The 11,758-nt window shown below is 57.0% G+C and carries 10 protein-coding genes; 5 read left to right on the plus strand and 5 right to left on the minus strand.

Annotation, left to right across the window (positions count from 1 at the left end):
- Window positions 1–3: 3 nt before the first annotated feature.
- From ACEN84_RS32420 to ACEN84_RS32440, 5 genes are read right to left on the minus strand one after another with little or no spacing between them, the layout of a single operon-like run.
- Window positions 4–993, minus strand: a complete 990-nt coding sequence (locus tag ACEN84_RS32420) for a carbohydrate kinase family protein (protein WP_413712553.1) — start codon at window positions 991–993, stop codon at window positions 4–6.
- Window positions 993–2,036: an ABC transporter ATP-binding protein gene (locus ACEN84_RS32425; protein WP_413712554.1), complete on the minus strand. Its 1,044-nt coding sequence runs from the start codon at window positions 2,034–2,036 to the stop codon at window positions 993–995. The genes ACEN84_RS32420 and ACEN84_RS32425 overlap by 1 nt, the downstream gene beginning before the upstream one ends.
- Before the next feature lie 4 nt (window positions 2,037–2,040).
- Entirely contained in the window at window positions 2,041–2,883 is an 843-nt protein-coding gene (locus ACEN84_RS32430; RefSeq protein ID WP_413712555.1) for a carbohydrate ABC transporter permease, read from the minus strand.
- 1 nt (window position 2,884) lies between these two features.
- Window positions 2,885–3,832 carry a carbohydrate ABC transporter permease gene (locus ACEN84_RS32435; RefSeq protein WP_413712556.1) on the minus strand — a complete coding sequence of 316 codons (948 nt, stop codon included), beginning with the start codon at window positions 3,830–3,832 and terminating at the stop codon, window positions 2,885–2,887.
- A gap of 4 nt (window positions 3,833–3,836) precedes the next feature.
- Window positions 3,837–5,393 carry an ABC transporter substrate-binding protein gene (locus tag ACEN84_RS32440; protein ID WP_413712557.1) on the minus strand — a complete coding sequence of 519 codons (1,557 nt, stop codon included), beginning with the start codon at window positions 5,391–5,393 and terminating at the stop codon, window positions 3,837–3,839.
- Window positions 5,394–5,782: 389 nt separating this feature from the next.
- Here ACEN84_RS32440 and ACEN84_RS32445 point away from each other — a divergent pair, with 389 nt between their 5' ends.
- From ACEN84_RS32445 to ACEN84_RS32465, 5 genes are all read left to right on the plus strand, one after another.
- The gene (locus ACEN84_RS32445) at window positions 5,783–6,748 is read left to right on the plus strand and encodes a sugar-binding transcriptional regulator (RefSeq protein WP_413712558.1); all 966 of its coding nucleotides are present in this window, start codon (window positions 5,783–5,785) and stop codon (window positions 6,746–6,748) included.
- Between the two features lie 330 nt (window positions 6,749–7,078).
- The gene (locus tag ACEN84_RS32450) at window positions 7,079–8,404 is read left to right on the plus strand and encodes an NAD(P)H-dependent oxidoreductase (protein ID WP_097608680.1); all 1,326 of its coding nucleotides are present in this window, start codon (window positions 7,079–7,081) and stop codon (window positions 8,402–8,404) included.
- Window positions 8,405–9,436, plus strand: coding sequence for a thiamine pyrophosphate-dependent dehydrogenase E1 component subunit alpha (locus ACEN84_RS32455; RefSeq protein ID WP_413712559.1), 1,032 nt, complete (start codon window positions 8,405–8,407; stop codon window positions 9,434–9,436).
- Complete coding sequence (locus ACEN84_RS32460) at window positions 9,436–10,434, plus strand: alpha-ketoacid dehydrogenase subunit beta (protein ID WP_413712560.1); 999 nt, start codon at window positions 9,436–9,438, stop codon at window positions 10,432–10,434. Before ACEN84_RS32455 ends, ACEN84_RS32460 begins: the two co-directional genes overlap by 1 nt.
- Before the next feature lies 1 nt (window position 10,435).
- Window positions 10,436–11,722, plus strand: coding sequence for a 2-oxo acid dehydrogenase subunit E2 (locus tag ACEN84_RS32465; protein WP_413712561.1), 1,287 nt, complete (start codon window positions 10,436–10,438; stop codon window positions 11,720–11,722).
- The last annotated feature ends 36 nt before the right edge of the window (window positions 11,723–11,758 follow it).

Genomic DNA, 11,758 nt, shown 5'->3' on the forward strand with positions numbered 1-11,758 from the left:
ACCTCAGCGCACCTCTGTTAAATCGGGAATATCATACTGCAATTGGCGCCTCGGTGTAGCTCTAATAAATGCACGAGTCGCATCGTAATCGGTTACGCCAGCCTGACTTCCTAAGCCGGTGGCATTAAGTGCGGAGGACGCTTGGCCGAGTTCGACTGCATCCTCAGGCGATAGTCCTTTGACCAGGCCGCTCGCAAACCCGCCGTTGAAGCAGTCGCCACAGCCGCAGGTGCATTTTACTTCTACCTGGAAGGCCGGGGATTGGAACTCCAGCCCGGTCTCGTCATGATAGTAGGCACCGTCTGCGCCCAAAGTCAGAATAACACACCTCGCCCCTTTGCTAAGTAGAAAATCCGCCAAATCCTTGTTTCGCGTCAACCCGGAAAGTGCCTGGGCTTCCTCTTCGGAGGGAAGAAAGTAGTCCGTATAGGGAAGTAGGGCCTCGACCTTGGGGAGATCGGCCGATGTTGAAGCGAAGACGTCGAGCGTCGTAATAACACCTCTATGGCGGGCCTCAGCCATGATTTCGGCGGTACGACCACAGTCATCCATCCGGTTCATCAGGCCCACACCACCGACATGCAGGACTTTAGTGTCCAGAACGCGATCTATTTCCGAATCTGAAACGAAGAATGCATCAGTTGCACCACGCTTGTGAAGCGCCGGTCGCTGACCGTTCGGCCGTGTCGTCACGATTGAGCAGGAGGTTGTGTAGCCCTCGTACCGCCGCATCATCGTGGTGTCTACGCCGAAAGATTGGAGCTTCATGCAGACCCAGTCACCCATGTCGTCATAGCCAACGCCGCCGACCGCTTGCACTTTTAGTCCATACTTGGCAGCCACAATGGCGGCGGAACCGGCCGCGCCAGATACGGCAAGAGTGAAGTCTTCGACGAAAAGGGTCTGACCTCCTGGCGGGATTTCCGCGACCGGTCGGCAAAGCGCATCGAAAGTGTAGAAGCCGACGCAACTGAAATCAAATGTCGTCGACATCACAGAACTCCGACCCTGTTGCCATCGCGGTCGAAGTAGTACAGCCGGCTAGGATCAAACCCGATCGATACAGTGGAATCAATTTTCGCGCGGAAATCCCGGGCGGCTTTGATCTCAAAGGTCTTTTCCGGAGTACGGACTGACAGGTAGGTGATGTCCCCGGTCGGCTCTACGCCGTAAACGGTGCCCTGGAGATTCTCACCGCCGATCAAGCAGTCCTCCGGCCGGAAACCGAGGGTAACCTGACCGGACAGCTGGGCCGGGCAAGCGACCTTCACACCAGAAGCGGAGAAGGTTCCGCCCTCCGCCAACCCCGACACCAAATTCATCGGGGGCGATCCGATGAAACCGGCGACAAAAGTGTTCGCCGGATTCGAATAGATCTCATCGGGGGTGCCGATCTGCTGGATGACGCCTTTGTTCATGATGACGATCCGATCGGCAAGCGTCATTGCCTCAATTTGGTCGTGCGTCACATAAACTGTGGTCACCTTCAGGTCGCGCTGCATGTGCTTGATCTGGACGCGCATGCTTGCGCGCAGCTTTGCATCGAGGTTCGAAAGCGGCTCGTCCATGAGGAAGACTTGCGGCTGACGAACAATAGCGCGGGCGAGCGCAGCGCGCTGTCGCTGGCCACCCGAAAGCGCGCCGGGTTTACGTTCGAGGAACGGTCCGAGCTCGACCATGTCCGCGGCGCGACGAACGAGGCTGTCATGCTTATCCCTGGGAATGCGTCTCATTCTCAGAGGAAAGCGAATGTTCTCGTAGATCGACATGTTCGGGTACAGGGCATATCCCTGGAAAACCATGGCAACGTCGCGATCTCGGGCATCGACTTCGTTCATAACGTTGCCGCCTATGCGGATCTCGCCTCCGGTGGGTTGTTCCAGCCCCGCAATCATGCGCATGGTCGTGGTTTTCCCGCAGCCGGATGGTCCCAAAAGGACGAGAAACTCCTCGTCGGCGATATCGAGGGTCACGTCCTGGACACCAAAGAAGGAGCCAAAGCTCTTCACGACGTTCTTAAGTTCAATAGAGGCCATGGAATTATCCTTTCACAGCGCCCATCGTTAGGCCGCGCGAGAGATGCTTCTGGATCAGGATGACGAGGATCAGGATCGGAGCAAATGCGAGGAACGAGACGAGTGCGATAGCGTTGTAGATCACCCCGTCGGAACCGCCGGTGAAGTTGGCGAGTGCCACGGACATCGTATAGGCCTTGGAGGTTGATGCGATGAGGAGGGTGAAGAGGAATTCATTGATTGCGAAGATGGCGGCGATCACAGCAGCCGTTATGATGCCAGGAAGGCACGCCGGGATCATTATCTCCCAAAGAATGGTAAGATCACCCGCGCCGTCGGTACGGGCAGCGTCTTCCAGTTCCTTTGGAATATCTAGCATGTAGCTACGAATGATCCAAGTGACGAGGCTGAGGTTGATGGCAGCGTAAATGAGCATCAGAGCCCAGACCGAATCCAGCAGACCCATATTCTTGAACAGGAAGAAGATCGGTACTGCGACAATGGCCGGTGCCATCATTCGAGTCGAAAGGATGTAAAAACCGATGTCCTCTCGACCGCGGAACTCATAACGAGCCAACGCGAAGGCAGCTGGAATAGCCAGAATCAGGTCAATAACGACTGAGCCCGCGACCGCAACGACCGAGTTCCGCAGATAGGATGCTATAGGCCAGTCGCTAACGAGCAGCCGCCAGGCATCCAGGCTCCACGTGGGCCAGTAGATCGGCCTTGGCACGATGATTTCCGTTCTTGGCCTGAAGCCGATTGTCAGGAACCAGATGATTGGAACGAAACAAACAAGCGCCCATGCGACAAGGATGATGTAGCGAAGGAGGAGGCTTTCACCGCCGCTTTTTCGAATGCTGGCCATGTCATGATTTCCCGGATTTGAATGCGCGTTTCACGACAGTTTGTGCGATCACGATCGTGAAGATCAGCATCAGAACCGATGCCGCCGACGCGTATCCGAAATTGAACATCCTGAAGCCCTGACGATAGATGAAGTAGCTCATCGTCTCCGTCGCGCCACCTGGCGTGCCCTGGGTCATGATGTAGACGTTCGTGAACATTGTCGTGATGTCGATGCCGCGCAGCGTCACGGCAACCACGATGATAGGCCTCATCATCGGCAGTGAGATGTTCCAAAAAATGGCACCCCAGCTAGCCCCGTCCAATCGAGCTGCTTCCTCGATTTCCTCGTCCTGCCCCTGAAGAGCGCCGACAAAGATGATGAAAAGAAAGGGCGTCCACTGCCACACGTCCGCGACGATCAGTGTAAGTCTGGCGAGCCAGACGGACGCAAGCCAGTCGACATTGTTGGAGACCACACCAATCGACATGAGAATATCGGAGATTACCCGGCCGTCATTGAACGCCAGCTTCCAGATGAATGCCACCGCCGACGGCATGAACAGCATCGGCATCAGGAAGACGATGCGCCAGCCGCGGACAAAGGGATCCCGGTAGCAGAAGAAGGCGACGGTCATCGCGATCACGGATTGCAGGACCAGGGAGATGCCGCCAATGATGGCGGTGTTTCCCAAAGCGGCCCAAAATTCGCGATCCTGGATGATCCGTGTGTAGTTGCTGAGCCCCACCCAAGACCAGTTCACGAATTTTACCACGAAAAGGCTTTGGTAGATCGCGAACAGACCTGGATAGAGGGTGATCGCGAGCAGGTAGGCTACAGCAGGTCCAACCAGGAGATACGGGAAGACCTTCCTCGCCGTAGCCGAGCGGGGACGAGGTCTTGCGGTTTCCTTTACGGTGGAGGCGGCAAACGCCGCCTCCTTTTCAAGTCTTTGAGCCGAATTTGTCATGATCTTAGAAAGGCAGTGCCTTGCCTTGGCCTACATAGAGTCCTGGCTCCGCGTCCGCGTAAGCGATCGGACCGTTTCCACCGGAGAAGCCATTCTTCTCCAAGATACTCTTCCAGGCATTTTGCCCGTTCTCGAGGGCTTCCTTGGCAGAAATCTGGCCGGTGACCGCCCGGTTGATTTCATTTCCGAGCGCCTGCTCCATTTCGAACATCCCGGGAATACGGGGAGCGCACCAAGCGTGCTCAAGGCTGTCCGCCCAGACCTTCATGGGTTGGCTAACCGCCTGCAGACGCTCGTTTGAAAGAACGGAGCGGTAACCGGGAGCAACGCCGTTCGCATTCGCTTCGTTCATTGCCATGATAGACGACGTGGTGAGGAAGGCGAGCATAAGGAAAGCGCCCTCGGGATTTTGGGACGTGGCTGCAACGCAGGAGGTCGATCCGGCAATGTTCGGCGGGGCGAATACGCCACCGGAAATTCGCGGTTCGTAGATCGTTACGAAATCGTCGACGATCTTCGACTGATCGGGCCGCATGGCTTGCGTGCCGCTGTCCTGCCAGCTGATGTTTGCTGCAACCTGACCGCCAAGCCAGGCGGCGCGGTTTTCACCCCAGCCTGCACCGGAAACACCTTCGATGGCATTTTTCTGAAGAGCCATGATGATATCCATGGCTTTCATTCCCGCGTCGCTGGTGAGTTGCGGATTCCATTGGTTGTCGAATAGGGAAAGACCGGCTTGTGCCGCGATATGTTCCCAGGTGTAAGTTGCCCAGAAGCCACGGGCCGCCATAAGACCCACGCCGGATACGCCGCCACCGAGCTTGTTTGCTTCAGCAGTGATACGAATGAGTTCGTCGTAGGTCGGCACCGATTGAGCTCGATCGATAGGCCCGCCGAGAATCTTCTCCATGATGGATTTGCGCAGGTGCACCATCTGAATGTCGCAGTCGAAGGGGATGCCAACCAGCTTGCCGCCGACATAACCGTAATTCAGACGATAGGTGTCATAGAAATCGTCGAGCGGCAGCTTCCATTTCTCCGCATATTCGCTGAGATCGGCAAGGAAGCCGGGCCCGGCAAAGTCGCCGAGCCAAGGCGAGAAGAACTGCAAGGCGTCGAAGGATGCGTTGCCGGAAATGAATTCCGAAACTGCCTTGTCGTAGAAGCTGTCGTCGGGGATTGGAACGAGTTCGACGTTGATACCTGACAGCTGTTCAAACGGCTTAAGCCCCTCGGCCGCAGACTCCTGGTCGGCAGCGCCTACGGCAAACCTGACCGTTTTTCCGCTTTGCTCCGAGCGAATCTTTTCCCAGTCTACTGTACGGATCCAGTCCTTCGCGGGATCCCACAGCGGATCATCAGACATTTTGTAGAGCTTGCGGTAGTCCTCGCGGACATAGTCCTTAACGGAAATCTTGTCCAAAACGGATTGGACATCAGGCAGGCCGGATTGCGCAAATGCGGGCAACCTGAGTGCAGAGGCTGCGCCGGCAGCAAGCCCGAAAGCTGCGGAATGCCTCAGGAATCCGCGGCGCGATACGCCCGAACTTAAGACTGTCATGTTGTACTCCTCCCAATCTGAATAAATCAGTTGAATGCCAATGGAGGCAAGACTGTTTCGGTGCGGCCTCCACTCCGCTTCCGTCCCTTAGCATTATCCTCTAACGCGAGAACATTTGCTAACAAAGAATACAATGTGTTCATAACGCTCGGCTGTCAACCGGTTTTTCGACTGAGATTGCAGGGTCAGGAGTGAACATCACGATTTATTTTAATAACTTTGTGCACTGCGGCGGCGCGGAGTGCGCCTATTTCTTGCCGATCTATGCACTGCGAGATAAATCCTGTAACGAAACTCATGAAGTTGGGACGTGCTCCGAGATCACGGGAAAAGCGCTGATTTCGTGCCAACGTCACCTGCCGACCTTAATGCACCCGAAAGGAAGCTAGATGCAGATCACGCCTCCAGTTGCCATGGTTCAGAGCGATTCTGAGAGGCTGCGAGCGCGAGTCGCATGGCTCTACCACATCGAGAATTACACGCAGCAGGACATCGCCGCCCAATTGGGCATCAATCGGGTAATGGTCGTCCGACTCTTGGCGGAAGCGCGTCGGCGCAACGAGGTGCGCGTGACCATCTCCTCGCCGCTTTCCGATATGATCGCCCTTGAAAGAGAGCTGGAGACGACGTTTGGGATCAAACAGGTCATTGTTGCGCCCTTCGCCGATACTGAAGGCGACCCAACGAAGGTCATTGCAGCAGCAGCCGGAACGCTGATTACCGGTTTGATGCATTCCGGTATGATTGTTGGCGTGGGTTGGGGGCGCACCCTTTATAATACCTTGCCATTTATTGCCGGGGCCGCCCTCGACGACTTTCGCGTCGTCTCACTGCTCGGAGGCATTTCGGCCGCGCGTCGCTTCAATCCTGCCGAGTTTGCCTGGCAGTTCGCAGAGCTTTTCAAAGGCGAGGGTTTTCTGGTGACCGCACCGGCAGTGGTGGATAGCCCCGAGACGAAGCATGCGCTGCTGGAAAGATGTGGACTTGCCGCGATTTTCGAAATGGCGGATAAGCTCGACGTCGCACTTCTCTCGGTCGGCGGGATCTCTACACTGACGACGAGCTATCGCACCGGGTATTTGAGCGAGGCTGACCGTCGCTCTTTGATTGACGCCGGAGCCGTCGGAGACGTGCTTTATAATTTCATCGACAAGGACGGCAACGTTATCGACCACGAGGTTAATGCTCGGGTGATATCAGTCAACCTCGAGCGGTTACGGCGCACACCGGAACGCATCCTAATCTCGGGTGGACCCGAAAAGCTGGCAGCGCTTCGTGCCTGCCTTGTTACAATAAAGCCAACAACCTTGGTGACCGACGAGCAGACTGCGGGCGCCCTGCTGGCGTCAGTGTAAATCGATCGCCCGGAGCGCCAACGGACCGGAAGTGGCGCTCTCACATTTTTGCGATAGTGTGCGCAGTGTAGCCTGCGCACTATCCCGCGCGGCAAATCCGCAATCCATACCAGCAACAAAATCAATCACGGCCGCGGCACGCTCTTCGGATGCTGGCTTTCGCTTGCCCGCGAGGGTAATCGCTTGCGTTCCATTGAGTTACAAAAGTTCTCGTTTTCCGCACAAGATGTGCGCCAGCGGCATTTTGGATGCCGAGTTTAGAACATATTGATTGACTGAATAACAAATGTACATTACCAATCTGTCTCGGATGAATTCGGGAGGAATGGAATGCCCATTAACGTTGCGCCAACCGGGCTTGCACGCGATCTCATGCGTCGAGAGACCGAGGGAAAGCCTATTCGCATTGGACTGATTGGAAGCGGAGAGATGGGCACCGATATCGTGACCCGTGTCGCCCATATGCAGGGTATCGAGATCGGGGCAATCTGCGATCTCAACGTCACTCGTGCCCGCGAAGCCGTTGATATTGCTTACCGGGAAGACGGTCATCATCGCGAAGCCGCCAGTACTGACCAACTCAACAATGCGATCGAGTCGGGCAAGATCGCCATCACAGCCGACTCCGCCAATATTCTGAACAGCGGCTTGATCGACGTCGTCGTCGATGCCACCGGCGTGCCTGCCGTCGGTGCGGAAATCGGCCTTGCAGCCATGGAGCACGGCAAGCACCTCGTGATGATGAACGTCGAAGCCGACGTTACCATCGGCGCCTATCTCAAAAGTGAGGCTGAGCGGCTTGGCGTTACCTATTCGCTCGGAGCGGGAGACGAGCCATCGTCTTGCATCGAATTGATCGAGTTTGTTTCGGCGATGGGTCATCCGATCGTAGCGGCAGGCAAGGGCAAGAACAACCCATTGAACATTGATGCGGTGCCGGACCAATACGCTGAAGAAGCGGCGCGCCGGAACATGAACGTTCGCATGCTTGTCGAATTCGTCGACGGCTCGAAAACGATGGTGGAAATGGCCGCCATCGCAAACGCAACAGGTCTGGTGCCGGATAAACCCGGCATGCACGGCCCGGCGGCCACGCTTGACGAACTATCAAAAGTTCTCGTGCCCGAAAAAGACGGCGGAGTACTGACGAAGGCAGGTGTTGTCGACTATTCGATCGGAAAGGGTGTCGCCCCTGGTGTCTTCGTCGTTGCCGACATGTCGCATCCGCGGATCTCGGAGCGCATGGAAGATCTAAAGATGGGGAAGGGGCCGTATTTCACCTTTCATCGGCCGTATCATCTGACCTCATTGGAAGTGCCGCTCACCTGTGCCCGTGTCGTTCTATACGGAAAGCCGGACATGGTCCCTCTGTCTACGCCTGTGGCTGAGGTATGTGCCGTGGCCAAGAAGGATCTCCAGCCTGGCGACAAGCTCGATGCAATCGGGGAGTACTGCTACCGAGCCTGGATCATGACCGCGCCGGAAGCGCGCAGCGCCTCTGCCATTCCATGCGGAATGCTGCAGGGAGGCAAGGTGACCGCGCCGATCAAGAAGGGTGAACTGATTACCTACAGCAACGCATCGGTCGCAGAAGGCTCTCGTCTAGCCGTCTTGCGTGCCCGGCAAGACGCTCTCGTTTACGGCAGGGAGGCGTAAATGGCGAACTCAGCAAGAGCGATGAAGAGTGCCGAGACCAGCAATCTGCCCTTCATCTACCGACAATATACACGTGACCAGCTGCTGGATGCTCTTCGGAAGATGCACCTCATCCGCCGGTTCGAAGAAGGCGCTGAGGAAAGTTACACACGTGGTCTCATCCATGGGACGATGCATCTGTCGATCGGTCAGGAAGCCAGCGCTATGGGCGTTTGCCTCCCGCTGACGCAAGAGGATCAGATCACCTCGACCCATCGAGGCCACGGTCACTGCATCGCCAAGGGCGCGGATGTCAAACGCATGTTCGCTGAGTTCTTTGGCAAGACGACCGGCTATTGTGCCGGCCGCGGCGGTTCCATGCATATTGCGGACGTGACGACCGGCAACCTCGGCGCGAATGGTATCGTCGGGGGCGGCCTGCCAATCGCCGTTGGTGCCGCGCTGACATCGAAGCGCCTGAAGACCGGAAAAGTGGTCGTCTGCTTCTTTGGTGACGGCGCAAACAACGAAGGAGCGTTCCACGAGGCGCTGAACATGGCTGCCGTTTGGAAATTGCCCGTTATCTTCGTCTGTGAAAACAATGGCTACGGCATGTCGACATCGACCGCGCGATCGACGGCAGTTGCCAATATCGCAGACCGCGCCAGCGCTTACAGCATGCCCGGCGTCATCGTCGACGGCAACGTGCTCTCCGAAGTGGCAGAAGCCACTCACAACGCCGTCGAGCGTGCGAAGCGCGGGGAGGGACCATCCCTCATCGAGTGCAAAACCTATCGTTACCGAGGTCATTCGAAAAGCGACCGAAATCGCTACCGCACGAAAGACGAGATCGAGGACTGGATGAGCAACCGCGATCCAATTGCTCGGTTCGAAGCAGAGCTCCGGGAGTTCGGTGTCGCGAACGACACTGAACTCGCGGCAATCCGCAAGTCCGTCGAGGACGAAATCGCCGCCGGGATTGAATTCGCAAAACAAAGCCCGATGCCCGAGATTTCCGGTTTGGCCGATAACGTCTACACGGAGCAAGCATAATGGATACCACGGTTCGAGAGCTCAGCTACTCCCAAGCAATCCAGGAAGCCATGGCGATCGCGATGGAAGCGGACGAGCGCGTCATCCTGATGGGTGAAGACATCGGTGTCTACGGCGGCGCTTTTCAGGTCACTGGCGATCTCATCGATAGGTTTGGACCGGATCGTGTAATGGACACGCCGATTTCCGAGCTCGGCGGCGCTGGCGTCGCGGTTGGCGCCGCGATGACGGGGCTGAGACCGATATTCGAATTTCAGTTCTCAGACTTCGCCGCCCTCGCGATGGAGCAGATCGTCAATCAGGCAGCCAAGATGCGCTACATGCTCGGTGGCGAAGTCTCTGTGCCGGTTGTCATGCGGTTTCCAGCCGGCTCCGGGACCGGAGCGGCCGCGCAGCATAGCCAGAGCCTGGAAGCGTGGCTGGGACACGTCCCCGGCCTGAAGGTCATCCAGCCCGCAACCCCACACGATGTGAAGGGGATGCTGCTTGCCGCTGTCGCCGACCCAGACCCGGTGATGATCTTCGAACACAAGCTGCTCTACAAGATGAAGGGGCCAGTTCCGGAAGGCCACTACACGGTTCCGCTCGACAAGGCGGAGATCCGCCGACAGGGTCAAGATCTCAGCATCGTCGCGACGTCGATCATGGTTCACAAGGCGCTCGATGCGGCCGAACAGTTGGCTGAGCAGGGGATTGATGTCGAAGTGATCGACCTGCGGTCTGTGCGTCCGATCGATAAAGCGACCGTGATTGCAAGTGTTAAAAAGACGACAAGGCTGCTTTGCGTGTATGAGGGCGTGAAAACGCTGGGAGTCGGCGCAGAAATAAGTGCGATGATCGCTGAAAGCGATGCATTCGACTATCTCGATGCACCGATTGTTCGCCTCGGCGGCTCCGAAACGCCAATTCCCTACAATCCGGAGCTTGAGAAGGCTGCCGTTCCGCAGGTCCCCGACATTTTCAATGCAGCGCGGGATCTTGTGAGGGGAGTGCGATAGCATGGCGACGGAAATCATCCTCCCCAAGGTCGACATGGATATGGCGACCGGCAAGATCTCGAAGTGGTTCTTCAAGGAAGGTGAACGCGTCGGGAAGGGCGACGTGCTGTTCGAAATTGAAACCGATAAAGCCGCAATGGAGATAGACTCCCCCGCTGCGGGGATCCTTCGCAACGTCAACGGCCAAGAAGGCGTCGATATCGCAGTCGGCTCGGCGGTCGCTTGGATCTACGAGGAAGGCGAGGAATATCAGGCCGCGCCTGCTTCATCCGCGGTGGCCACTACTGCAGAGACGGGGACCTCGAAAGTCACCGATCTCCGCGTAATCAGCGCACCAGATTATAACGCATCGGCGGATGCCGGAAGCTCAATTAGGGCTACGCCCTTGGCAAGGCGCCTAGCGCGGGAAGGCGGTATCGATCTGGGATCGGTGGCCGGGACCGGTCCGCATGGAAGAATCGTGAGCGCCGATGTTTCGAAGGCTCGAGCTGCCGAAGCGCCGCCTACCCCGCTCGCGCCCGCTGGCACGCAGCATGTCGGGCAGAAAGCTTCGTCCGATGGGTCACTGGCGCTATTTGCCGAAGGCACGTTCGATGTGCAGCCTCATACCCCGATGAGAAGAACGATCGCCCGTCGACTGCTGGAAGCGAAGACCACCATTCCGCATTTCTACCTGTCGGTCGACTGCCGCATCGATGCTCTGCTCAAGCTGCGAGCCGAGCTCAATGCGTCGGCACCGATGGCAGATGGCGCACCACAATTTAAGTTGTCAGTCAACGACATGGTCATCAAGGCCTACGCGCTTGCGCTTGGATCAACACCCGACGCGAATGTGTCTTGGACGGAAGAGAGCCTCTTGCGTCATAATTTCGTCGACGTCGGAGTTGCCGTTTCCGTAGCCGGCGGACTGATCACGCCAATCATCCGACGTGCGGAATCCAAGACGCTATCCACGATCTCGAATGAGATGAAGGATTTGGCTGCACGCGCTAGATCGGGAAAATTGAAGCCAGCCGAGTACCAGGGCGGCACCGGCGCAATCTCGAACCTCGGCATGTTCGGTGTGAGGGAATTCGCCGCGATCATCAATCCTCCCCATTCAACCATTCTGGCCGTTGGCTCTGGGGAGAGAAGGCCGGTTGTCAACGCTCAAGGCGATTTGTCGAGCGCCACAGTCATGACTGTGACGTTGTCAACCGATCATCGTGCGGTAGACGGTGCTCTCGGCGCACAGCTCCTCGGAAAGTTCCAGGCGTTCATCGAAAATCCGATGAGCATGCTGATCTAGCTTCCTCCCAGGCCTCGGGGGATCTTGCCACGAGAC

It is taken from the genome of Rhizobium sp. Rhizsp82 (assembly GCF_047325115.1).
In the GTDB taxonomy this organism is placed as follows: domain Bacteria; phylum Pseudomonadota; class Alphaproteobacteria; order Rhizobiales; family Rhizobiaceae; genus Rhizobium.